The sequence below is a fragment of the Reyranella sp. genome, from assembly GCF_965279465.1.
GTDB lineage: Bacteria > Pseudomonadota > Alphaproteobacteria > Reyranellales > Reyranellaceae > Reyranella.
Genome location: NZ_OZ257242.1, coordinates 6532033 through 6554922 on the forward strand (window position 1 = coordinate 6532033; position 22890 = coordinate 6554922).

At 66.5% G+C, this 22890-nt stretch carries 18 protein-coding genes; 10 read left to right on the forward strand and 8 right to left on the reverse strand.

Features of this window, described 5'->3' with window-relative positions; genetic code table 11:
• Positions 1-118: 118 nt before the first annotated feature.
• The 9 genes from ACQY8M_RS31690 to ACQY8M_RS31730 all read left to right on the forward strand — a co-directional run bounded on the left by ACQY8M_RS31690 (position 119) and on the right by ACQY8M_RS31730 (position 10138).
• Complete coding sequence (locus ACQY8M_RS31690; RefSeq protein ID WP_428664640.1) at positions 119-1279, forward strand: acyl-CoA dehydrogenase family protein; 1161 nt, start codon at positions 119-121, stop codon at positions 1277-1279.
• A gap of 1 nt (position 1280) precedes the next feature.
• Entirely contained in the window at positions 1281-2441 is a 1161-nt protein-coding gene (locus ACQY8M_RS31695) for an acyl-CoA dehydrogenase family protein (protein WP_428664643.1), read from the forward strand.
• A gap of 181 nt (positions 2442-2622) precedes the next feature.
• A complete protein-coding gene (locus ACQY8M_RS31700) occupies positions 2623-3441 on the forward strand; it encodes an enoyl-CoA hydratase/isomerase family protein (protein ID WP_428664645.1) in 819 nt (272 codons plus the stop codon).
• The gene (locus ACQY8M_RS31705) at positions 3426-5306 is read left to right on the forward strand and encodes an acetyl/propionyl/methylcrotonyl-CoA carboxylase subunit alpha (RefSeq protein WP_428664648.1); all 1881 of its coding nucleotides are present in this window, start codon (positions 3426-3428) and stop codon (positions 5304-5306) included. Before ACQY8M_RS31700 ends, ACQY8M_RS31705 begins: the two co-directional genes overlap by 16 nt.
• The gene (locus ACQY8M_RS31710) at positions 5290-6063 is read left to right on the forward strand and encodes an ABC transporter ATP-binding protein (RefSeq protein ID WP_428664651.1); all 774 of its coding nucleotides are present in this window, start codon (positions 5290-5292) and stop codon (positions 6061-6063) included. Before ACQY8M_RS31705 ends, ACQY8M_RS31710 begins: the two co-directional genes overlap by 17 nt.
• Before the next feature lie 161 nt (positions 6064-6224).
• A complete protein-coding gene (locus ACQY8M_RS31715) occupies positions 6225-7013 on the forward strand; it encodes an ABC transporter permease (protein ID WP_428664653.1) in 789 nt (262 codons plus the stop codon).
• 216 nt (positions 7014-7229) lie between these two features.
• Positions 7230-8081: an SDR family oxidoreductase gene (locus tag ACQY8M_RS31720; protein WP_428664656.1), complete on the forward strand. Its 852-nt coding sequence runs from the start codon at positions 7230-7232 to the stop codon at positions 8079-8081.
• A 7-nt stretch (positions 8082-8088) separates the two neighbouring features.
• Positions 8089-8808, forward strand: coding sequence for an alpha/beta fold hydrolase (locus ACQY8M_RS31725; RefSeq protein ID WP_428664659.1), 720 nt, complete (start codon positions 8089-8091; stop codon positions 8806-8808).
• 43 nt (positions 8809-8851) lie between these two features.
• On the forward strand, positions 8852-10138 hold the full coding sequence (locus ACQY8M_RS31730; RefSeq protein WP_428664662.1) for a cystathionine gamma-synthase family protein: 1287 nt from the start codon (positions 8852-8854) through the stop codon (positions 10136-10138).
• A gap of 13 nt (positions 10139-10151) precedes the next feature.
• Here ACQY8M_RS31730 and ACQY8M_RS31735 read toward each other — a convergent pair whose 3' ends face one another.
• The 5 genes from ACQY8M_RS31735 to ACQY8M_RS31755 all read right to left on the reverse strand — a co-directional run bounded on the left by ACQY8M_RS31735 (position 10152) and on the right by ACQY8M_RS31755 (position 15218).
• Positions 10152-10601: a hypothetical protein gene (locus tag ACQY8M_RS31735; protein ID WP_428664665.1), complete on the reverse strand. Its 450-nt coding sequence runs from the start codon at positions 10599-10601 to the stop codon at positions 10152-10154.
• Positions 10602-10948: 347 nt separating this feature from the next.
• Entirely contained in the window at positions 10949-12082 is a 1134-nt protein-coding gene (locus tag ACQY8M_RS31740; protein WP_428664668.1) for a LuxR C-terminal-related transcriptional regulator, read from the reverse strand.
• A gap of 211 nt (positions 12083-12293) precedes the next feature.
• Positions 12294-13148 carry a CmcJ/NvfI family oxidoreductase gene (locus ACQY8M_RS31745; protein ID WP_428664671.1) on the reverse strand — a complete coding sequence of 285 codons (855 nt, stop codon included), beginning with the start codon at positions 13146-13148 and terminating at the stop codon, positions 12294-12296.
• Between the two features lie 105 nt (positions 13149-13253).
• A complete protein-coding gene (locus ACQY8M_RS31750; protein ID WP_428664674.1) occupies positions 13254-14429 on the reverse strand; it encodes an iron-containing alcohol dehydrogenase in 1176 nt (391 codons plus the stop codon).
• 45 nt (positions 14430-14474) lie between these two features.
• Positions 14475-15218 (reverse strand): dienelactone hydrolase family protein, encoded by a 744-nt coding sequence (locus ACQY8M_RS31755; protein ID WP_428664677.1) that lies wholly within the window; start codon positions 15216-15218, stop codon positions 14475-14477.
• Between the two features lie 52 nt (positions 15219-15270).
• Between ACQY8M_RS31755 and ACQY8M_RS31760 the strand changes: the two genes are divergently transcribed.
• Positions 15271-16461, forward strand: coding sequence for a CaiB/BaiF CoA transferase family protein (locus tag ACQY8M_RS31760; RefSeq protein ID WP_428664680.1), 1191 nt, complete (start codon positions 15271-15273; stop codon positions 16459-16461).
• Positions 16462-16512: 51 nt separating this feature from the next.
• Here ACQY8M_RS31760 and ACQY8M_RS31765 read toward each other — a convergent pair whose 3' ends face one another.
• From ACQY8M_RS31765 to ACQY8M_RS31775, 3 genes are all read right to left on the reverse strand, one after another.
• Positions 16513-18165 (reverse strand): helix-hairpin-helix domain-containing protein, encoded by a 1653-nt coding sequence (locus ACQY8M_RS31765; RefSeq protein WP_428664683.1) that lies wholly within the window; start codon positions 18163-18165, stop codon positions 16513-16515.
• Between the two features lie 201 nt (positions 18166-18366).
• Complete coding sequence (locus ACQY8M_RS31770) at positions 18367-19539, reverse strand: efflux RND transporter periplasmic adaptor subunit (protein ID WP_428664686.1); 1173 nt, start codon at positions 19537-19539, stop codon at positions 18367-18369.
• On the reverse strand, positions 19529-22726 hold the full coding sequence (locus tag ACQY8M_RS31775) for an efflux RND transporter permease subunit (protein ID WP_428664689.1): 3198 nt from the start codon (positions 22724-22726) through the stop codon (positions 19529-19531). The genes ACQY8M_RS31770 and ACQY8M_RS31775 overlap by 11 nt, the downstream gene beginning before the upstream one ends.
• Between the last annotated feature and the right edge of the window lie 164 nt (positions 22727-22890).

A 22890-nucleotide genomic window follows, 5' to 3' on the forward strand; every position in this document is an offset into this window, starting at 1 on the left:
AACCCCGATCGTGCTTCGCTGGGAGCGCGGCTCTCCAGAGCCGCTCTTATCTTGGCCCGCCTCATTCCATGAGCGGCTCTGGAGAGCCGCGCTCCCAGCCTTCCGAGGAATGCCTGCAATGAAGTTCACGCCCGAGCACGAGGCGCTTCGCCAGACGTGGAAGACCCTGATCGACCGCGAGATCAATCCGCATGTCGACGAGTGGGAGAAGGAGGGCGCCTTCCCTGCCCACGCGCTGTTCAAGAAGATGGGCGATGCCGGGCTGCTGGGCGTCGACAAGCCAGTCGAGTTCGGCGGCTCTGGCCTCGACTTTTCCTACGCCATGGTGTGCTCGGAATCGCTCGGCCTGGTGAACGGCGGCTCGATCCCGATGGCGACCGGCGTGCAGATCTCGATGGCGACGCCGGCGCTCGCCCGCTACGGCAGCGACGAGCTGCGCCGGGAATTTCTCGCGCCCTCGATCAGCGGCGATTATGTCGCGTGCCTCGGCGTGTCGGAGACCGGCGCCGGCTCCGACGTCGCGTCGATCAAGACAAACGCCCGCCGGGTAGGCGGCGACTGGGTGATCAACGGCGGCAAGATGTGGACAACCAACGGCGCGCAGGCCGACTGGATGTGCGTGCTCGCCAACACCGGCGACGGCCAGGTCCACAAGAACAAGTCGCTGATCGTGGTGCCGATGAAGACCCCGGGAATCTCGATCGTGAAGAAGCTGAACAAGCTCGGCATGCGCGCCTCGGACACGGTGCAGACCTTCTTCGACGAGGTGAAGGTGCCGGTGCGCTACACGATCGGCCAGCCAGGTCAGGGCTTCATCTACCAGATGCAGCAATTCCAGGAGGAGCGGCTGTGGGCCGGCGCCGGGACCTTGATGGGCTGCGACCGCATCATCAACGCCACGATCGACTACACACGCGAGCGGATCGTGTTCGGCAAGCCGCTGCTCGATAACCAGGTCGTCCATTTCCGCCTGGCCGAGCTCAAGAGCGAGGTCGAGGCGCTGCGCTCGCTGGTCTATCGCGCCTGCGAGGACTATCTCGCCGGCAAGGACGTCACGATGCTGGCGTCGATGGCCAAGCTGAAGGCAGGCCGGCTGCGCCGCGAGGTCAACGACGCCTGCCTGCAATATTGGGGCGGCGCCGGGTATCTCTGGGACAGCCCCGTCGCCCGCGCCTACCGCGACGGACGGCTGGGCTCGATCGGCGGCGGTGCCGACGAGGTGATGCTGCAGATCATCGCCAAGCTGATGGGCAACATGCCTCGATTGGGGAACCGCTAAGATGCAATTCACCCAGGAACACGACGAGATCCGCCGCACGTTGCGCGCGATCATCGACAAGGACATCAATCCCCACGTCGACCAGTGGGAGGAAGACGGCATCTTCCCCGCTCACGAGGTCTTCAAGAAGCTGGGCGACGCCGGCCTGCTCGGCATCAACAAACCGGTCGAGTTCGGCGGCATGGGGCTCGATTACTCGTACGCCATGGTGGCGGCGGAAGAGCTCGGCCACATTCATTGCGGCTCGGTGCCGATGGCGATCGGCGTGCAGACAGACATGGCGACGCCCGCGCTCGCCCGCTACGGCAGCGACGAGTTGCGCCGCGAATTCCTCGCGCCGTCGATCGCCGGCGATTTCGTCGCCTGCCTCGGCGTCTCCGAGGTCGGCGCCGGCTCCGATGTCGCCTCGCTCAAGACGAGCGCGCGCCGGGTCGGCGGCGATTACGTCATCAACGGCGGCAAGATGTGGACGACGAACGGCACGCAGGCCGACTGGATGTGCCTGCTCGCCAACACCGGCGAGGGGCCGGTGCACAAGAACAAGTCGCTGATCGCCCTGCCGATGAAGACCAAAGGCGTGCAGGTGGTGAAGAAGCTCGACAAGCTCGGCATGCGCTCCTCCGACACCGCGCAGATCTTCTTCGACGAGGTGAAGATTCCGGTGCGCAACCTGATCGGCCAGGAGGGCATGGGCTTCATCTACCAGATGCAGCAGTTCCAGGAGGAGCGGCTGTGGGGCGCGATCAGCGCGGTGGTCGGCATGGAGCGGCTGATCGACGAGACAGCCGAATACACGCGCGAGCGCAAGGTGTTCGGCCGGCCCCTGCTCGACAACCAGATCATCCATTTCAAGCTCGCCGAGTTGCGCACCGAGATCGAGCTGGTGCGGTCGCTCTGCTATCGCGCCTGCGAGGAGTATCTCGACGGCAAGGACGTCGTGCTGCTCGCCTCCATGGCGAAGCTGAAGGCAGGCCGCATGATGCGGCTGGTGACCGACGGCTGCCTGCAATACTGGGGCGGCGCGGGCTATCTCTGGGAGAGCCCGACCGCCCGCGCGTTCCGCGATTCGCGCCTCGCCTCGATCGGCGGCGGCGCCGACGAGGTCATGCTGCAGATCATCTCGAAGGGAATGGGGACATTGCCGAGGGTTGAGAAGCGATAGTTTTTCACTTTCCTCCCCTTCGCGGACTCCGCGAAGGGGAGGTGCCCTCGTCTTACGAGGGCGGAGGGGTCATGGGCCGCACCGATCCTCTGGCCCATGACCCCTCCGCCCTTCGGGCACCTCCCCGCGCTGCGCGCAGGGAGGAAATCGAGGGGAGGAAAGTTTGAGCGGAGCGATGAAAATGACTGAGTTCGCCGACACGTACGAAACCCTCCTCCTGCGCCGCGAGCGGTCGCGGCTGCATGTGACGCTGAACCGCCCCGAGGTGAAGAACGCGCTCAACCCGACCCTGATCGGCGAGCTGAAACAGGTGTTCGGCATCCTGCGCAGCCGGCGCGACATCAAGGTCGTGATCCTGCGCGGTGCGGGCGGCACGTTCTGCGCCGGCGCCGACCTCAAGAACATGGAGCAAAGCTTCAGCGAGGCACCCAAGCCCGGCGAACGCGACCCGATCGCGCTGAACAACCGCGAATACGGCACCTTCCTCGAGATGGTGAACACCACGCCGCAGGTCGTGGTCGCAGCGGTCGAGGGCTACGCCATCGCCGGCGGCTTCGGCATCCTCTGCGTTTCCGACGTGGCGATCTCTACCGAAGGCGCGGGCTTCGCCATGAGCGAGACCGCCATCGGCATCGTGCCGGCCCAAATCGCGCCCTTCGTCGCCGCGCGCATCGGCGTGCCGCAGACGCGGCATCTCGCGCTCACCGCGGCGCGCTTCAAGGGACCGGAGGCCTATCGACTCGGCATCGCCCACTATCTGGTGAAGGATACGGCGGCGCTCGATGCAAAGCTCGAAGAGGTGCTGAAGCAGATCGACCGCTGCGCGCCCTTCGCCAACGCGGCGACCAAAGCCGTCGTCATGAAGGTCGGCACCGAGCCGCTCTCGTCCGTGCTCGACTTCGCCGCCGACAAGTTCGCCGAGGCGCGCCGCAGCCCGGAAGCCGCCGAGGGCCTGCGCGCCTTTGCCGAGAAGCGGCCGCCGAAATGGGCCGTCGAATAATGGCCTTCAGCAAGATACTGGTCGCCAATCGTGGCGAGATCGCCTGGAGGGTGATGCGCACCGCGAAGGCGATGGGCTATCGCACCGTCGCAGTTTATTCCGACGTCGACAAGGACGCGCCGCACGTCGCCTTCGCCGACGAGGCGGTGCGCATCGGCCCGCCGCCGGTCGGCGAGAGCTACCTCAGCATCGATCGCATCCTCGAAGCCGCGCACAAATCCGGCGCCGACGCGGTGCATCCGGGCTACGGCTTCCTGTCGGAGAACGAGACCTTCGCCGCGGCCTGCGGCAAGGTGGGCCTGGTCTTCATCGGGCCGCCGCCTGCCGCGATCGCCGCGATGGGCAACAAGGCGGCCGCCAAGCGCCGTATGATCGATTCCGGAGTGCCGTGCGTGCCCGGCTACCAGGGCGCCGACCAGAGCGACACCAGTTTGGCGACGGAAGCGCGCAGGATCGGCTTGCCGGTGATGGTCAAGGCCGCAGCCGGCGGCGGCGGGCGCGGCATGCGCCTCGTCGAGCACGATGTCGACCTGCTGGAGGCGATCCGCACCGCCCGCACCGAGGCCGAAAGCGCCTTCGGATCGGGCGAGCTGATCCTCGAAAAGGCGGTGATCGACGCGCGCCATGTCGAAATCCAGGTCTTCGCCGACAACCACGGCAACGTAATTCATCTCGGCGAGCGCGATTGTTCGGTCCAGCGCCGCCATCAGAAGGTGATCGAGGAAGCACCCTCGCCCGCGGTCGACACCGGGCTGCGCGCGCGCATGGGCGCCGCCGCCGTCGCCGCAGCCAAAGCGATCGGCTATCGCGGCGCCGGCACGGTCGAGTTTCTGCTCGGCGCCGACGGCGAATTCTACTTCCTCGAAATGAACACGCGCCTGCAGGTCGAGCATCCGGTGACGGAGGCGATCACCGGACTCGACCTCGTCGAGTGGCAGCTCCGCGTGGCACGCGGCGAGAACCTGCCGCTCACCCAGGAGCAGGTCCGGCTCACCGGCCACGCCATCGAGGTCCGGCTCTATGCGGAAGACGCCTACGCCGGCTTCCTGCCGCAGACCGGCCGGATCGCCGTGTGGCGGCCCGCAACCGGCCCCGGCGTGCGCATCGACCACGGCATGAAGGACGGGTTTGCGATTTCGCCCTTCTACGATCCGATGATCGCCAAGGTAATCGCCTCGGGCGCGACGCGCGAAGAGGCCCGGCTGAGGCTGGCCGAGGCGCTGCGCGACACCATCGTGCTTGGCCCCATCACAAACCGGCATTTCCTGATCCGGCTGCTGGAGCATCCCGAGTTCGCCGCCGGCAGGGCGACCACGGCATTCCTGGGCAAGCACACCTTCCCCGGTCCCGAGGTGACGGACGAGCACTGGAAACTCGCCGCTTCTCTGCTGTGGCAACAGTCGGCGGCGCGCTATCCCGCGACCCTGCGCGGCTGGCGCAACTCCAATCCCGAACCGACGCCGTTCCGCCTCGCTGTCGGCGACAAGGAACGCACGCTGCACGTCGCTGACGCCCCGGCCCCATCCGCGCCTCATGTGATTGACGGCAACGAGATCGTCGTCGATCTCGACGCCTTCACCGTACGCTTCCAGGACCGCACCTACATGCCGCCGGCCTCGGCGGCGGCCGGCAGCGACGGCAAGCTGCGCGCCCCGATGGACGGCCGCATCGTGGCCATCAAGGTCGCGGCCGGCGACAAGGTCGCGCGCGGCCAAACGCTGGTCGTGCTCGAGGCGATGAAGATCCAGCACCAGCTCAAGGCGGCGCTCGACGCCGAGGTGGAATCGATCGCCGTGAAGGAAGGCCAGCAGGTCGCCAACCGCACCGTGCTGGTCACGATGGCGGCCGATGCCGCTGCACGTTGAGGGCGTCTCGCATCGCTACGGCACCGTCGCCGCGCTCGAAGCCATCGACCTCGATATCGCCGACGGCGAGACGGTCGCGCTGATCGGCCCGTCGGGCTGCGGCAAGAGCACGCTGCTCGCCATTCTGGGCGGGCTGCTGCAGCCGACCGCGGGACGGGTGACGCTGTCGGGTCCGCCGCCGGCCGATTCGCTCAACCCGTTCACCTACGTCTTTCAGGATTTCGCCCTGCTGCCGTGGCGCTCGGTCGAGGCCAACGTCGCGTTGGCGCTGGAGCATCGCGCTCTGCCGGCGGCCAAGCGGCGCGAGCGTGTGGCCGCCGCCCTTACTCTCACCGGCCTCACCGACTTCGCCACCGCCTATCCCAAGCAGCTCTCCGGCGGCATGCGCCAACGGGTCGGCATCGCCCGCGCGCTGGTCGTGCGCCCCGCCGTGCTGCTGCTCGATGAACCGCTGTCGGCGCTCGACGCACAGACCCGCGAACTGCTGATGGAAGACCTGCTGAAAATCTGGGCGCGCGAAAAGAGCACGCGCGTCTACGTCACCCACAATCTCGAGGAGGCCGCACGGCTCGCCGACCGGGTGGTCGTCCTCTCGCGCCGCCCTGGCAGGGTCAGAGAGGTCCTGCGCATCGACGTCCCCGTCGCCGACCGCGGCCGTCCCGAGCACGCCGTCCTGCTGGCCAACATGCATCGCCGGCTCTGGTCCCTGATCCGCGACGAAGCCGCCACCGCCGACCGCGAGATGCAGCGTGTCTGACGCGATTTTTCCCGTCGTCCCGAGCGAAGCGAAGCGTAGTCGAGGGACCTGTTCATCCTGGCGGACGTTGCATGAACAGGTCCCTCCACTGCGCTGCACTGCGCTCCGCTCCGGTCGGGACGACGGAATTCCAGCTTCGGGTTCAGATCACGAGACGCGAAATGCCTGAGCGCCGCCCTGTCCCCTTCCGCGGCGGCGGCTTCAATCCGGTGCCGCGCCGCGCGCTACCGTGGGGCGTGTTCGCGGCGCTGATCGCGCTCTGGCAGGCGGCCTCGAGCAGCGGCCTTCTGCCGGCGCTCTTCCTGCCGAGCCCGCTCGCCGTCGTGAAAGCGCTGGAAGCCCTGGCGGCCGACGGCACGCTCATGGTCCACGTGACCGCCTCGCTGAAGCGGATCGTGCCCGGCTGGATCATCGGCACCGCCGCCGGCCTCGCGGTCGGCCTCGCCATGGGAATCTTCTCGGCGGCGCGGGCGGCCGGCATCCCGATCGTGTCGGCGCTGTTCCCGATCCCCAAGATCGCGCTGCTGCCGCTGCTGATCCTGTGGTTCGGCATCGGCGAGCCGTCGAAGATCGCCACCATCGCGCTCGGCGTGTTCTTTCCCACGACGATCTCCGCCTACAGCGCCTGCGATTCGGTACCGCGCAACCTGATCCGCATGGCGCAGAGCTTCGGCCTGCCGCCAGTCGACATCGTGCTCAAGGTCCTGCTGCCGGGCGCGATGCCGGGAATCCTGGCAGGCTTCCGGATCTCCGCATCGGTGGCATTGCTGCTGGTCGTAGCGGCCGAGATGATCGGCGCCGAATATGGCATCGGCGCTTTCGTGCTCACCGCCGGCAACCTGATGCAGACCGACCAGCTTCTCGCCGGCGTGGTGATGCTCTCGATACTCGGCCTGTTGATCGCTTGGAGCCTTGGGACGCTCGAGCGCCGGCTGTTGAGATGGCGATAGAAATCTTTCGATTCGTCTGCGCCTGGCGTTGATCGGTCCGTTCAGGCGTGCGATCCGGTTGCCTCACGAGACGTGAGCTTTCCGTTTCGTATGGCGCAGGCAGCGCGCGGATACGGGCTCAAAACAGGGATGCATGTCTCCCCTGCAGCATCCCGAGGCTAGCCGCCCCGGCGGCGCCCGGCTATAGACCCGATAGGTGGGGAAACAGGGGACCGTATGAGCCTCGCAAGCAAGACGCTGTTCGTGACCGGCGCCAGCCGCGGGATCGGCCTTGCCATCGCGCTGCGTGCCGCGCGCGACGGCGCCAACATCGCCATCGCCGCCAAGACGGTGAAGCCCGATCCGCGCCTGCCCGGCACGATCTTCAGCGCCGCCGAGGAGATCGAGAAGGCCGGCGGCAAGGCGTTGCCGCTACCCTGCGACATCCGCGACGAGCAGAGCGTCGAGACGTCGGTGGCCGAGACCGTTGCCCGTTTCGGCGGCATCGATGTCCTGGTCAACAACGCCAGCGCCATCAGCCTCACCGGCACCTTGCAGACGCCGATGAAGCGCTTCGACCTGATGAACCAGATCAATGCGCGCGGCACCTTCATGGTGTCGCAGAAATGCATCCCGCACCTGCTGAAGGCGGGCAACCCGCATGTGCTGAACCTTTCGCCGCCGCTCGACTTCGACGTGAAGTGGTTCGCCAACCATCCGGCCTACACGCTCGCGAAATACTCGATGTCGGTTTACGCCTGGGCAATGGCCGAGGAATTCAAGGGCCAGATCGCTTTCAACTGCCTGTGGCCGCGCACCGGCATCGCGACCGCGGCGATCGCCAACGTGCTGGGCGGGGACGAAGGCATGAAGCGCTGCCGCAAGCCCGAGATCATGGCCGACGCGGCTTACGCCATCCTTAGCCGGCCGGCCAAGGACTGCACCGGCAACTTTTTCATCGACGACGAGGTGCTGGCGGCCGAGGGCGTCACCGACCTCGACCGGTACGCCGTCTCGCCCGGAACACCGTTGATGCCCGACTTCTTCGTGCCTTCCCCCGGCGCGCGCACCGTCGTCGGCCGGGGCTGACCGTCTCATGGCGATTTTCATCCTGGTCCACGGCGCGTGCCACGGCGGCTGGTGCTGGGAGAAGGTGCAGCCGATCCTCGAGAGCCACGGTCACAAGGTCTGCGCGCCCGACCTTCCGGGCCTCGGCAAGGATCCGATGCCGCCGGCCAACGTGACCCTGGCCGACAATGTCGAAAAGATCTCGCGCCTGCTCGACAGGATGGAGGAGCCGGTCGTGCTTGTCGGCCACGCGCTGGGTGGCGTTACGATCAGCCAGACCGCCGAGGCACGGCGGCGCAAGATCAAGGCGCTCGTCTATGTCTGCGGGCTGATGCCGCCCTCGGGCAAGGCGAGCCGCGAGATGACGGCGGGCGACCCCGACATGCTGTTCCGCCGATCGCGCGAGGTCAGCCCCGACGGCCTCACCTACACGTTCGCGCGCAGCCAGCTGCCGGCCCTGTTCTACGAGGACGTCTCGCCGGAAGACCTCTACCGCGCCATGGAGCGGCTGCGCCCGCAACCGATCTCGATCTCGACCACGCCGGTGACGCTCACCGAAGAGCGCTACGGCTCGGTGCCGCGCTGGTACATCGAATGCACGCACGACAACGCGCTCCGCGTCGCGCGCCAGCGCGCCATGGTCAAGGCGGTCCCGTGCAAAGTGATCACGATGGAGTGCGGTCACACACCGTTCTACAGCGCCCCCGAGGAACTCGCCGAACATCTGGAGATGATCGCGAGGTCGTGACAGGCGTTATCCTGTCTCCTCATCCCAGTGACAGGAGACCACCATGCCCGCGCCCCGACCTTCCAAGACCCGCATCGGCAATCACGTCCTGAAGCCGGAGACCCTGATGCTGGGTTACGGCTACGACCCGGCTTTGTCGGAGGGTGCAGTCAAGCCGCCGGTCTTCCTGACCTCCACCTTCGTGTTCCGCACGGCCGAGGAAGGCCGCGACTTCTTCGACTACACGTCGGGGCGACGGCAGCCGCCGGCCGGGAGCACCGCCGGGCTTGTCTATTCCCGCTTCAATCATCCCAACAGCGAGATCGTCGAGGACCGGCTCGCGGTCTACGAAGGCGCAGAGTCCTGTGGCGTGTTCGCCTCGGGCATGGCCGCGATCACCACGACCATTCTCGCCTTTGTGCGGCCGGGTGACGTCATCCTGCATTCGCAGCCGCTTTACGGCGGAACCGAGACCTTGCTGTCCAACACCCTGGTGAACTTCGGAATCGGCGCCGTGGGCTTCATCGATGGCGTCGACGAGACCGCCATCCGGGACGCCGCCACCGCGGCACGCGCCAAGGGCCGGGTCTCGATGATCCTGGTCGAGACGCCCGCCAACCCGACCAACACGCTGGTCGACATCGCCCTGCTGCGGCGGATCGCGGACGAGATCGGCACGGCGCAGGGCTTCCGGCCGATCATCGCCTGCGACAACACCCTGCTCGGGCCGGTGTTCCAGCATCCGCTGGACCACGGCGCCGACGTCTCGCTCTATTCGCTCACCAAGTATGTCGGCGGCCATTCCGACCTGATCGCCGGCGCGGCGCTGGGGACCAAGGAAATCATGCGGCCGATCAAGGCGCTGCGCGGCAGCGTCGGCAGCCAACTCGATCCGCATTCCTGCTGGATGCTGGGCCGCTCCCTGGAGACGCTGGCGATCCGGATGGAGCGGGCCAACTCGAATGCCCGCCTCGTCGCCGAGTATCTCCGCGACCATCCGCGGGTCGCCAAGGTCCACTACCTCGAGTTCCTGGAGCCCGGCTCGCCGGCGCAGGCGACCTACCTGCGGCAATGCACCGGCGCGGGTTCCACCTTCTCGTTCGACATCGAGGGCGGGCAGGCCGAGGCGTTCGCCTTCCTCAACGCCCTGCAGGTCTTCAAGCTCGCGGTCAGCCTCGGCGGTACCGAGTCGCTGGCGAGCCATCCTGCCGCGATGACACATTCCGGCGTTCCGGTTGCCGTGCGCAACCGCATCGGCGTCCTCGACACCACCATCCGGATGTCCGTCGGCATCGAGCACCCCGACGACCTGATCGCCGACCTCGCACAAGCTCTGGCCGCGGGCGGCTAGAGCGGACATCAGGCTACTCGCGGCCGCGAGGCGGGCTTTGCACAACAACTCCAGCCTGAGACCTGATGGCGCAACCGGGAGCGGCAAAGCGAAGGTAGTGGCTGCACTCCCCGCCAAGGCGATCTCCCTTGCTAGATGACGGCGATGTCGGCGTTGGTGCGAGGCCGGGGGCGAGCGTTGCGAACTGGATCGAGCCGCCGGCGGCGTTGCCGTTGCTGTCGTAGAACGGCTTGCCGGTGTCGGTCTCGTAAATGATGCGGCCGCTGGCATCCTGCGCGGTGCCGCGGGCATTGGCGGCGAACTGGGCCAGGCTCAGCGTCCCGGTCCCCGCGAGTGCGGTGAAGATCGCGCTGTTGAGCCGGAGCATGTCGGCGGCGACGTTGAAGTCGGTGATCGTGTCGATGTTGGACGCGCCAAGGGCGGCCCCGAAGGCGAACGCATCGGCGCCAAGCCCACCGGTCATCGTGTCCGCGCCGTCCCTGCCGTCGAGGATGTTGTCTACCCGAGTTGCCGGTGAGGGAGTTGGCGAGCGAGTTGCCGGTACCGTTGACATTGCCGCTACCGGTCAGATCAGCCGTTCGATGTACTGGCCGGAGTCCGGCGGCGCTTCAACAAAGATTCGAGCCTCCGGTCGGCATGACCTCAAGTCGACAAGCGCTCTTCGCGATGTGGACCCATCATTTGTGCGCGAAGCTGCCGTCCCCCACTTGTTCCTGACGGGTCAGCACCCTATCGGTCAGCCCGACTACAGCGGCGCGTGGCTTCGATGGCGACGGATTGGGCGGTGCGGGGCATTCGTTCCGCTCAGGATCAGCCCGGCCTACCGGCCGCGTCGTCGGGCAGGGAGCCGAGCAGAAGCGCGAGCTCGACCTTCGAATGCGTGCCGGTCTTCTCGAAGCAGCGCCTGAGATGCGTCTTCACGGTCGAGAGGGAGAGGCCAAGCGCGTCCGCCGCCTGCGGCCCGCTGAGGCCGCCCGAGACCAGGGCGGCGACCCGTGCCTCGGCAAGCGTCAGCTCGAAGGCCGCCTGGATCGCGGAGGTCTTGACGCGCCGGAGCGCGGCCGGATCGACAATCAGCACCAGCGCCCGCGCCGGCTCCAGCAGGCTCCAGAACTCGAAGACTGGCGGCGGAAGCGGCACCGGCAGGACGAGGAGCGGCGATGCTCCCGAGGGGCGAGTCAGCCGCAACGGCGCGCCAAGCGCGTCGTTCGCTCCCGCCGCGACGGCGAGTGCTTGCCCCAAGGTCCGCGACAATGCAGCTGTCTCCGCTGGAAAGGCGGCCACGAGCTGGAGGCCGCCATCACAGGTGGTCGACAGGCCGTCGCCCGTGGACAGCAGCGTCTCGGCGGCGGCATTGGCCAGGATGACGCGCGCCTTGCGATCGAGCAGCAGTGCGGGATTGGGCATGAGCTCGAGCACTCTCCCGAGCTGCCGCGTGCCGTCGGCGAGATGGCCTAGATGCAGCGCGCCGTCGAGCGCGCGGCCAAGATGCGGCACGAGCCGCTGAAAGCGCCGCAAGTTCTTGTCGGCCTGGTCCGCACCTCGAGCCGACAGGCAGAACCCGAACCCACCGACGGCACCACCCTCGGACAGGGCGCGGTGCTTCACGTTCAGGATGTCGACATGACCTTGAGGCCGGAGAACGTCGGCATAGAATCCGGTTTTCACAAGGGTGCCCGGCTCCAGCAGCGAGTTGACGGCCACTGCCTTCCCGAAGGGAACGCCCGTCATCGCGAGGCTCCAGGGGTTCCAGGTGTAGTGCTGCCGGAAGATAGCTCCGTGTTCTTCCGATAGCCGGCCGTAAATGTCGATAACGTGGCCGCTGCCGGCCCGTGGGACGTGGATGAGCATGCCGCCGACGGCACCGAGATGGTCTGCAACGCGCGTGAGGACGTCAGGCCATCGGTCGGGATCGGCGACTACGCCGTAGATGAGGTCGAGCAAAGCCGCATCCGCCCCCGATTCTCCGAACCTTCGCCCCATCTCGGCAAGACCACGCGCCCGCGTGGCTCCCTCGTAACCTCCATGGTCGCGCTGTCAGACCCGTCTCTTCCTCCGATCGGATGACGACATCGCCGCCGTAGCGTGCTGTGTCTCTAGCACACCGTACAACGCCTTTCATCTCCGCGGCCCGCCAGGGAAGAGGAATATGAGGTCAATCCCAGAACGCGAAGGCCCTAACCTCGATGCTCTCGCGCGGCCTGGCGTTGGACGGTGAAGTCGGATCGTTGAAAGCGGAGTGGAGCGAGAAGCGCGCCCGGCCGTCCTTCTCAGAATCGTAGCACTTGATCAGGATCGCTTCATCGCGCGTCATCGCCGGAAAGTAGTGCCACTGGTGATCGGCGTTGTAGACGCCCTGGTAGATCTCGCCGGTACGGTCGGCATAGACCAGGTCACATACCGCGAGGTCGCGCGGGGCGATGCTTTCGGCATCCACGAAGCCCAGCGGCATCGTCTCGATCGGAGCGTGGGCGATGTTGCGCCACACATTGTACTCGGCGAAGCGCTTCTTCAGCCGCGTCTCCGCTTCGTCCGGCGGCAGCAGGTCGCGCACCCGCTGTGGACCGGAATTCTCCGTGTAGTCGTTGTGGACAGACTGGACCGGGGTCCGAAGCCCGCGTTCGACGGCGCGATTGCCCGTCCGCACGGTGTGATCGAACACCACGACCTTCGTGGCCCCGGTCTCGCGCTTGATCAGTGCCTCGACCTCGGCGAAATAGACCGCCTTGAGCTCGGCCTCATCGTAGAAGTCGCGCACGTTGGTGTCGTGCGGCGTCAGGATGAAGGCTTGCCTGTCGAGCGAAAGCTCATCTGCGTAGGGCCGCGCATTGTGCACGCGGACCTTGAAGAACTGGTAGTTGCCGTCGCGCCTCGGCACGCCCGTGCCCGGCGGCGGATTGTAGGTCACCGGCTTGACGCTGAGATCGGCCAGATAGTTGACCTGTGCGTCAACGTAGGTCAGGCCAACGCCGCGCTTCGCAACCGATTCAGGAATTCGGATATCAGGCATTTGCCACCCGTTTTATTGGATCGACGTCTCCATCTTACGTCGTGCGGCACCATACGCTGCGAAAGACCCTTCGCTCACGAGAAGAATTCATGAGGTCATGCCGGCTCATGCGGCCAGCTCGAGAATCTCGATGACCTCGGACGGCCCCTTGATCGGCCGCGGATTGTTGAGCACGGCGCGGTCGTGCATCGACTTTTCGGCGATCTCGCGGAACCGGTCTTTCCCCACTCCTACCTCGCTCAGGCTTCCCGGCAGGCCGAGCGTCGCGACCAGGTGTGCGACGAGGTCGGCCGCCGGCCGATCGGGCTTGCCGAAGGCCTCGCTCACCCGCTTCTGGCGATCCGCATTGGCCGGCAAGTTCCAGCGCAGCACCGACGGCAGCATTACACAGGAGGTATGGCCGTGCGGCACATGGCAGGCCGCGCCGAGCACATGGCCGATCCCATGGCTCGCGCCGACGCCCACACCCGAGGTGCCCGCGCCGATCGACAGCCACATGCCAAACTGGAGGTTCAGCCGCGTTTCCATGTCATCGGGCTTTTCCTTGTGCGCCGGCAGGGCGTGGGAGAGCAGCTTCAGCGCTTCGCTCGCCGTGCCGATGGCAAAGGGATTGGCCTGCTGTGAACACAGACGTTCGACAGCGTGGTCGACGGCCTTCAGGCCGGTCGAAAGCATCAGCTCCATCGGTGTGGCGAGCGTCGCGGCCGGATCGAGCACGATCACCCGCGGCACGATCAGGCGATGGCCGAAGCTCTCCTTGATGCCGTGACGGGGATCGGAGATGCCGGCGTAGGCGTTGAACTCGGCGGCGGAGAGCGTCGTCGGCACGGCAAGCATGCGGATCGCATCGGCCGGCGGCCTGATCGCCTCGGACGGTGGCGCGGCACCTTCCTTCGGCCGGCCGGCCCTGTAGAGATCGAGATCCTCGATCTTCGTCGCGCCCTGCCACAGCGCGATCAGCATGACCTTGGTGGCATCGATCGCCGAGCCGCCGCCGACGGCGACCAGCAGGTCGGCCTTGGCGTCACGCGCCATTTGCGCGCCCTCGATCACGCAGGGCCGCGGCGAGTGCGCGGTGATGCCGGCATAGACGCCGGCATAGCGGTCGCCGAGCTCCTTGATGACGTCGGCCAGCAACGCGCTTTGCGCCACGGATCTGGTCGTGGTGACGAACACGCGGTGGGCGCCCAGCCGTTCGGCCTCCGCGCGCAACGCCGCGCCCGCAGGCTTGCCGTAGACGACCCGCTCGATGTCCTGATGGCCATGGATGCCGCTCAGCATGATGTTCCTCCCTTTGCCGTCGCGAACGAAGCGATGGACGACAGCCTATCCGATGTGACGACGATAGAGCGCGAGCATGCGCTCGTAATGCTTCTCGCGCGCCGCCTCGTTGAGGTTGCCGCGGTCGGAAAAGGCATAGCCGTGATGCGTGCCACTCTCGATCTCGCTGCGCGACGGGAACGGCGCAGCCGCCAGCAGCGTCTCGAATGCGGCGACCTGGTCGAGCGGCACGTAGGTGTCGTGCTCGGCAAACGCGTAGTAGCCCTCGGCCGTGATGTCGCCCAGCATCAGGTGCGGCGAGTCCGGCTTGTCGGTGATCAGGCGCGTTCCGTAATAGGATGCGAAACAGCCGATCCGGTCGGGGTGCATCGCCGCCGCCACGGTGACGAACGCGCCGCTCATGCAGTAGCCAACGAGCCCGACCTTGCCCGGCCGGGCATCGGGCAACGACGGCAGCCGGTCGAGCACCGTCCCGGTGTCGGCCGCGATCTTGCCGTTGGAGATCGAGCCCACCATACCGAACATCCGCTCGAGGTTGGCCTCCGCGTCGGGATGGTCGCGCGTCGGGCCCACCACGAACTCCCGGGTCGTGCGGTAATAGAGATTGGGCAGCAGTACGTAGTAACCCGACTGCGCGATGCGGCGGCAGATTTCCTTCAGGCCTTCGCGCACGCCGGGGGCGTCCATCAGCATGATGACCACCGGCAGCGGCCCCCCATCGTCGGACCGCACCGTCCAGCAGTTCATCGCGCCATCTGCCGTGGCGATATCCACCTCGCGCTCGATCATCTCGGGACGGTACACTAAGCGCGAGACGCAAAGAAATCCGAGGAGTGAACGCATGGGCGCCCTGGACGGCCTGAAAGTCATCGACCTGTCGCGCGTGCTGGGCGGGCCCTATTGCGCGCAAATGCTGGCCGATCACGGCGCGGAAGTGATCAAGATCGAGCCGCCGCAAGGCGACGAGACGCGGCTGTGGGGTCCTCCGTTCGACGCGGAGGGCATCTCGGCCTACTTCGCCGGCATCAATCGCAACAAGCGCACGATAGCCCTCGACCTGTCGAAGCCGGCCGGCCGCGAGGTGCTGCTGAAACTGCTCGCCGATGCCGACGTGCTGATCGAGAACTTCAAGACCGGCACGATGGAGAAATGGGGCATTGGCTACGACGCGCTGTCGGAGAAATTTCCGCGGCTGGTCCATGCCCGCGTCTCGGGCTTCGGCGCCGACGGTCCGCTCGGCGGCTTTCCCGGCTACGACGCCATGGTGCAGGCCTCGGCGGGGCTGGTCTCGGTCAACGGCTCGCCCGAGGGCGGGCCGGTGAGAATCGGCGTGCCGGTGGTCGATCTCTCGACCGGCATGAACGCCTGCATGGGCATCCTGATGGCGCTCTACGAGCGCAACCGGTCGGGCAAGGGCCAGTTCGTCGATGCGACGCTGTACGACAGCGCCATCGCGCTGCACCAACCACACGCGCCCAACTACTTCATGGCCGGCCAGAAGCCGAAGCTGTTCGGCAACAGCCACGGCAACCTCGCACCCTACGCCAACTTTCCGACCAAAGGCCGCAACATCGTGATCGGCGCCGGCAACGACGGGCAATTCCGCAAGCTCGTCCAGATGCTGGGCAAGCCGGAGATGGCCGACGATCCGCGCTTTAAGACCAACAAGGACCGGCTCGCGCACAAGGCCGAGATGGAAGCCGAGCTGCGTGTCCTGACCAAGGACCGCGACGGCGAGGCCTTCGCAAACGAGCTGATGAAGAACGGTGTACCGTCAGGCGCCGTCATGGAGGTGCCGGACGTGATGGAGCACCCGCATACGAAGCATCGAAACATGGTCTGGGAAAAGGACGGCTATCGCAACGTCGGCAATCCGGTGAAGCTCTCCCGCACGCCGCCCGCGGTGCACAGCAAGCCGAAAAAGTTCGGCCTCGACACGCGCGCGGTGCTGGCCGAGCGCGGATACTCGACGGCCGAGATCGACGCCCTGATCGCATCGGGCGTGGCCCTTACCGAGATCAGGAAGGCCTGAACCCTTTGCTGGGACCGCGCCACAGAGTGGCGCGGTCCCAGCCATGAATCCCTATCGCTTCTTCCGCACCGCGGCGAGGTCGAACTGGGTCTGGAGCAGGAGCTCGTAGGTGGCCACCGCGTTCTCGCGCAGGGAATTCCGGGCGAACTGGATCTGGCTGACGATCTCCTGGAGCTCGTCGAAGGCGCGGCGAATGGCGGCCTCGATGCGGGCGCGCTGCTGCGGCTGGCTCGCTGCCTCATCCCACCAATCGCGGAGCTTCTCGAGGTCGCGCCGCTTGTCGTCGAACTGCCGGGAGCCTGCCTTGGCCTCCCACTCCGCAAGGGTCGATTCCCAAAGCTGGCGGCTTTCGTATTCGCGCGCGACGAACGGCCTCGTATCGACCGTCCTTCGCAGGATCAGTCTCAGCAGCACGTAGAGCACGATCGCACCGAGGAAGAACAAGCTGCGGCTGAGCGGCGGCAGGGCTACGCTGAAACTGAGCCCCGCGGGAATCGCCGCAAGCAAAAGCGCGATCGTCCCGTGCCAACCGCGCCGGAACAGAAGCCGACGCGCGACCGGCGACAAGCTGGGTTGCTTCGCCTGCGCCGTGACGTCGGGCGCCGGACCCGGATGCTCGATCGCGATGACCTGGTTCCAGAACGCCGACAGGTCGAACAGGTCGGCCGTCGCCTCCGACATTGCGCTCGAGAACAGCGGCACGCCCGTCGCCGCTTCGATCCGGCACCACGGGCATCCGGGCAAGCCGGCGAAATGCCAATGCGCGATCCCGATGGGGCACTCCTTCAGCTCGCCTGCCAGGGTTTCGAGCGCGTCGATCCATTCCACCGCCGTTGGCCGGCCGCCGCGCGGCGCGGACATCGTGAAGGCGCGTTCGAAGAGCTCCGCGACCGGCGGCGACACGATGTCGAGCGGCGGCGTTCCCGGCGGCTGCTCCATCGCCGCGAAGTCATGCTCCGCTCCGTAGGCGAAGCGATGTTCCTTGATGGCCCGCTCGATCGGCATGTCGCCTTCGCCCAGGTAGCGGCCGGCAAAGGGATGTCGGCCCATGAACAGGACCAGGAAGATCATCACCGCGAGGCCGAAATTGTCGTGGTTCTCGCTGCGGATCGCGCCGGTGAGCATGCGATCCTGCAGCTCCGGCGGTGTGAAGATCGGCACGCCGACATCGCCCGGGAGACAGCGGCCGCCGGCCGTGATCTGGAAGGATTCGCAATCGATCAGCCTGACTCGCGCATCGGCGCCGACCAGGATGCCGCCTTGATTGACGTCGGCAATGACGGCGCCCTCGGCGTGCACCGTGGCGAAGGCGCGCGCAACGTTGGCCGAAGCGCGCACGAGGAAGCGCCAATCGGCATGCGGGAACGCACTGCGGCGGCTCTTCGGGCTGTAGAGCTGGTGGATCTCGCGATGGCCGACCACGCGCGGCACTTTCACGCCGATCGGCCGGCCGCCCGGCAGCGACAACAATTCGATCGGCCATGCCGTCAGCCTGTCGAGCGCCAGCGTGCGCAAGGCCACCATTGCCCGGATCTTCTCCGCCTGCTGCTCTGGCAGCGGCTGGTGGAAAATCTTGGCGACCACCCCCTGCCGGTCTTCGAGCTCGTAGATCGCGCCCTCGCCGCCCTGGCCGAGTCTGGCGCCCAGGCGGACCCGTGTGCCATCGGCTTCGACCACCTCCTGCACCGGCGGCACGAACGACATGCCTTACGCCCGCCGTCGTGAGGCCACGTCCAGGATCATCTCCGGCCCGCCCACGATCACGGCTCCCAACGGCGTGTCGTGGCAATTCACTCGCGCCGAAAGAAGTTTGATCCATCTACGACATACGACCAGCTCGACCTTGCACTCCATCCTGTCCGCTTATGGAAGAAGCACCAAGGTCTTTCAACCCGCCGAAATGGCCTACTTTTTGGCCATTGCGGGCGTGACGACCCGAACCGGGTCGCCGTTCGACAGGCCGTCCGGCGGGCTTTCGATCACCCGGTCGGTACGTTCCAGCCCGGTCGCAATCTCGACCACCTGACCGAGGTCGCGCGAGATCGTGACGTTCTTCAGCATCACCTTGTCGCTGGCATCGACGACGGCGACCCGCAGGCCCTTCTGGCCGAAGATCAGCGCACCGGCCGGGATCGACAGGGCAAGGGAGTTCTCAGGCAGCTGGATGCGGGTATTGGCGAAGGCGCCGGGCATCAGCTCGCCCGACTTGTTGTCGACCACGACCTGCATGCGCGTGGTGCCAGATGCGGCGTCGACCGAACGCGCCGAGGCCTCGACGGTGCCGTAGAACGTCCTGCCCGGATACTCCGGCACGGTGATCTCGACCTTGGTATTGAGCTTCACCGCCGGCACGTAGTTCTGGGGCACGTTGACGTTGAGCCTGAGCTTCTGGGTATCGGAGATCACGAACAGGGCGAGGCCGGCGCTCGAATCGGCATTGATCAGCGCGCCGACATCGGTGTTGCGCGTCGTCACGATGCCGTCGAACGGCGCGACCACGCGCTTGTAATCCGACAGCACCAGCAGACGGTCGACATTGGCCAGCGCCGCTTTCGAAAGCGCCTGTTTGACCGTGAGATCGCCAGCCTTCTCGTCGACGGTCTGCTTGGAGACCGCGTTGCTGCCGCCCAGCGTCTGCCAGCGCTGCGCGGTGACCGTCGCCAGCGTCTCCGCCGCCTGCGCCGATGCGAGCGCGGCCTTGGCCTGCAAGAGCTGCTGGTCGAGGTCGGGCGCCTCGATCTCGGCCAGGAGCTGGCCCGCCTTCACGGACTGACCGATGTCGACGTAATAGGCCTTCAGGAAGCCGCTGACGCGGGCGTAGATCGGTGCCCGCGAATAGGCCTCGAGGCGGCCCGGCAGGTCCAGCGAGGACTTGTTGCTGCCGAGGCCGGGCTCGATCAGCGCGACCGTCGGCACCGCCATCGCGTCCGTTGTCTCCTTGAGCTTGGCCTCACTGGCGTTGCGGCTCCAGACGCCGTTGACGACGACGAAAACCACGACCAGGCCGGCGACGATGCCGGTGAGCGCCAGGCCGCGGCGCGAGACCTTGCCGGAAGGGGGTGCTGACTCAGACGGCATTGGTTACTCCGTGATCACCGGCAGTCGCGGCCTTGACCGACTTTCCATGGTTCCGGTGAATGACGCTGAACACGACCGGGACGAAAAGGAGCGTAGCGATCGTTGCAAAGATCAGGCCGCCGATCACGGCGCGGCCGAGCGGCGCGTTCTGCTCGCCGCCCTCGCCCAGGCCGAGCGCCATCGGCGCCATGCCGATGATCATGGCGAGCGCGGTCATCAGCACGGGGCGGAAGCGCACGAATCCGGCATCGAGGGCCGCCGCTGTGGCGTCGCCCAGCTCGACCAGCCGTTCGCGGGCAAAGCTGATGACCAGCACCGAATTGGCGGTCGCAACACCCATGCACATGATCGCCCCGGTGAGCGCCGGCACCGACAAGGTTGTGCTGGTCGCGAACAGCATCCAGACGATGCCCGCCAGCGCGGCCGGCAGCGCGGTGATGATGACGAAGGGATCGCTCCACGACTGGAAATTTACGACGATCAGCAGATAGATCAGCACGATGGCTCCGAGCAGGCCGAACAGCAGGCCGGAGAAGGCGCTTTCCATGGTCTTGACCTGGCCCTGCACCTTGACCGCGCGGATCTTGGGCGAGGCGCCAACCGCCAGCTCGGCCACGACCTTGCGAACGTCGGCGGCGACGGAGCCGAGATCGCGGCCCTGCACGCCGGCGTAGATCTGGACCATGTTCTGAAGGTCGTACTGCGACACCACGGCGTTGTCCTGGCCGCGGCGGATGTCGGCAAACCCGCCCAGCACCTGCAAAGAGGTCGCCGCCGGCGCCATGATCGGCAGGTTCGACAGCGAGGCAAGCGAATCGAGCCGGTACTGCGGCGTCTGCATCACGATGTTGTAGGTGATGCCGTTCGCCGGATTGAGCCAATAGGTTGGCGCGACCTGGCCGCTGCCGGCGAGATTGACCACCAGGGAATTCGTGACGTCGCGCGTCGTCAGCCCAACGGACTGGGCGCGCGTTCGGTCGAGATCGACGGCGAAGACCGGGGCCTGGCGGGACTGCTGGAGGCGCGCGTCGACGATGCCCGGAATGGTGCGAATCCGGGCGAGCAGCCTGTTGGCATGTTCGAATCCCTCGGCGAGATCGGAGGTCCGCACCTGAACGTCGATCGGCGATGGTGCGCCGAAATTCAGGATCTGGCTGATGATGTCGGCCGGCAGGAAGGAGAAGGTGACGCCGGGAAAGAGCTCGGGAAGCCGGCGGCGCAGCTCCGCCACATAGTGCTCGGTCGGTCCGTGCTCCTCCGTGAGCTTGATCTGGATATCGCCGTCCTGCGGGCCGATGACGCCGGTGTTGTTGTAGGTCAGGTTTATGCCGCTCACCGGCATGCCCACGTTGTCGACCATGGTCGCGATCTCGTGCGACGGAATGATCTGGCGGATCGCCTTCTGGATGGCGGCGAACTGGTTGGCGGCCTCCTCGACCCGGGTTCCGACCTGGACGCGCGCGTGCATCAGGATCTGGCCGGCATCGACGGACGGGAAGAAATTGCGGCCGAGCATCGGCGCCAGCGCGAATGACGCCAGGACGAACGCCATGAAGCCGGTGATGAACACCGTACGGCTGCCCAGCGCCATCGACAGCAGGTCGCGATAGAAGGCGCGGAAGCGCTCGAAGCGCGCCTCGAAGCCGCGCTGGAACAGCACCAGCGGGTTACGCGTCGGCGGCTTCCCGCCATGCTCGTGTGTCGTATGCTGCCGCAACAGAAAGTTCGCCATCGTCGGCACGAGCGTGCGGGACAGGAAAAACGAGCAGACCATCGCGAACATCACCGCTTCCGCCATGGGCACGAACAGGAAGCGGGCGACACCCTCCAGGAAGAACATCGGCACGAAGACGATGCAGATGCAGAGCAGCGAGACGAATGCCGGCGTCACGATCTGGTGCGCGCCATCCATGATCGCCGTCTCGACGTCCTTGCCCTGCTCGAGATGCCAGTTGATGTTCTCGATGGTGACCGTCGCATCGTCGACCAGGATGCCGACCGCGAGCGCGAGCCCGCCCAGGGTCATGATGTTGAGCGTCTCGCCGAACGCCGCCAGCAGGGCGATCGAGCCCAGGATCGCGAGCGGGATCGACGTGGCGATGATCACCGTCGAACGCCAGCTGCCCAGGAACAGCAGGATCATCAGGCTGGTCAGCACGGCGGCGATGACCGCCTCGACCGCGACCCCGGTGACCGCGCCCTCGACGAATAGCGACTGGTCGCCCAGCATGGCGAGAGTGACGTTGTCGGGCAGCGTCTTGCGCAGCTCCTCGGCCCGCTGCTTGACACCCTCGATGATCGACAGGGTCGAGGTCGCGCCGTTCTTCAGCACGGCCAGAAGAACCGAGCGGCTGCCGTCGACATGAACGATGTTCTGCTGTGGCGGATTGCCGTCGCGCACCGTCGCAACGTCCCGCAGGAAGACGATCGTGCCGTCCTTCGAGAAGACCGGCAGGTCGGCCAGCGCCGCGAAGTCCTTCGGCGCGTTGTTGAGCTGGATGGCGTATTCGAAGCCGCCGATCTTCTGGGTTCCGACCGGCGTCAGCAGATTCTGCGCGGCGAGCGCGTTGGCGACGTCGTTGGCCGACAGGCCGCGCGACTGCATGGCGGCCGGGTCGAGATCGATCTGGATCTGGCGGAACTTGCCGCCGAACGGGAACGGGATCGCCGCCCCCTGCACCGTGACCAGGGGCGTGCGCACCGTGTTGATTGCGATGTCGAACACCGCCTGCTCCGACACGCCCTTGCCGGCCAGCGCGATCTGGATGATCGGCACCGTCGAGGCATTGAAGTTCAGGATCAGCGGCGGCGTCATGTTGGGCGGCATCTGCCTCACCACGGTCTGGGCGATCGCCGTGACCTGTGAATTGGCGGTGCGGATGTCGGTGCCCGGCTGGAAGAAGATCTTGACGATGCCGACGCCGGTATAGGACGTGCCCTCGATATGCTCGATGTCGTTGACGGTGGTGGTCAGCGAACGCTGGAAGCCCAGCATGACGCGGCCCGACATCTCGTCCGGCGGCAGGCCGGTGTACTGCCAGACCACCGCAATGACGGGAATGCGGATTTCGGGGAAGATGTCGACCGGCGTGCGCAGCGCCGCCAGCGGGCCCACGATCAGGATCAGTAGCGCCAGAACCACGAACGTATAGGGCCTGGTCAGCGCAATACGGACGAGATTCAGCATTCCAGCCGGCTAACCACGTTGTCAGGGAGCCCGACCCCAGCGGATCCGGCACCGCACAATGGAATCATGCCGGTGTTCGGGTGTCGAGCAATTTTGCCCCTTCTCCTTGCATGGCGGTGCGCTAGGCTTGCATAGGGCGATCAAGTTTCCGTGCGAGGATGCGA

What these genes read in the sequence shown, in the direction of transcription:
- ACQY8M_RS31690 (WP_428664640.1), top strand. Translation starts at nt 119, where the DNA reads ATGAAGTTCACGCCCGAGCACGAGGCGCTTCGCCAGACGTGGAAGACC.
- ACQY8M_RS31695 (WP_428664643.1), top strand. Translation starts at nt 1,281, where the DNA reads ATGCAATTCACCCAGGAACACGACGAGATCCGCCGCACGTTGCGCGCG.
- ACQY8M_RS31700 (WP_428664645.1), top strand. Translation starts at nt 2,623, where the DNA reads ATGACTGAGTTCGCCGACACGTACGAAACCCTCCTCCTGCGCCGCGAG.
- ACQY8M_RS31705 (WP_428664648.1), top strand. Translation starts at nt 3,426, where the DNA reads ATGGGCCGTCGAATAATGGCCTTCAGCAAGATACTGGTCGCCAATCGT.
- ACQY8M_RS31710 (WP_428664651.1), top strand. Translation starts at nt 5,290, where the DNA reads ATGCCGCTGCACGTTGAGGGCGTCTCGCATCGCTACGGCACCGTCGCC.
- ACQY8M_RS31715 (WP_428664653.1), top strand. Translation starts at nt 6,225, where the DNA reads ATGCCTGAGCGCCGCCCTGTCCCCTTCCGCGGCGGCGGCTTCAATCCG.
- ACQY8M_RS31720 (WP_428664656.1), top strand. Translation starts at nt 7,230, where the DNA reads ATGAGCCTCGCAAGCAAGACGCTGTTCGTGACCGGCGCCAGCCGCGGG.
- ACQY8M_RS31725 (WP_428664659.1), top strand. Translation starts at nt 8,089, where the DNA reads ATGGCGATTTTCATCCTGGTCCACGGCGCGTGCCACGGCGGCTGGTGC.
- ACQY8M_RS31730 (WP_428664662.1), top strand. Translation starts at nt 8,852, where the DNA reads ATGCCCGCGCCCCGACCTTCCAAGACCCGCATCGGCAATCACGTCCTG.
- ACQY8M_RS31735 (WP_428664665.1), bottom strand. Translation starts at nt 10,601, where the DNA reads ATGACCGGTGGGCTTGGCGCCGATGCGTTCGCCTTCGGGGCCGCCCTT.
- ACQY8M_RS31745 (WP_428664671.1), bottom strand. Translation starts at nt 13,148, where the DNA reads ATGCCTGATATCCGAATTCCTGAATCGGTTGCGAAGCGCGGCGTTGGC.
- ACQY8M_RS31750 (WP_428664674.1), bottom strand. Translation starts at nt 14,429, where the DNA reads ATGCTGAGCGGCATCCATGGCCATCAGGACATCGAGCGGGTCGTCTAC.
- ACQY8M_RS31755 (WP_428664677.1), bottom strand. Translation starts at nt 15,218, where the DNA reads ATGATCGAGCGCGAGGTGGATATCGCCACGGCAGATGGCGCGATGAAC.
- ACQY8M_RS31760 (WP_428664680.1), top strand. Translation starts at nt 15,271, where the DNA reads ATGGGCGCCCTGGACGGCCTGAAAGTCATCGACCTGTCGCGCGTGCTG.
- ACQY8M_RS31765 (WP_428664683.1), bottom strand. Translation starts at nt 18,165, where the DNA reads ATGTCGTTCGTGCCGCCGGTGCAGGAGGTGGTCGAAGCCGATGGCACA.
- ACQY8M_RS31770 (WP_428664686.1), bottom strand. Translation starts at nt 19,539, where the DNA reads ATGCCGTCTGAGTCAGCACCCCCTTCCGGCAAGGTCTCGCGCCGCGGC.
- ACQY8M_RS31775 (WP_428664689.1), bottom strand. Translation starts at nt 22,726, where the DNA reads ATGCTGAATCTCGTCCGTATTGCGCTGACCAGGCCCTATACGTTCGTG.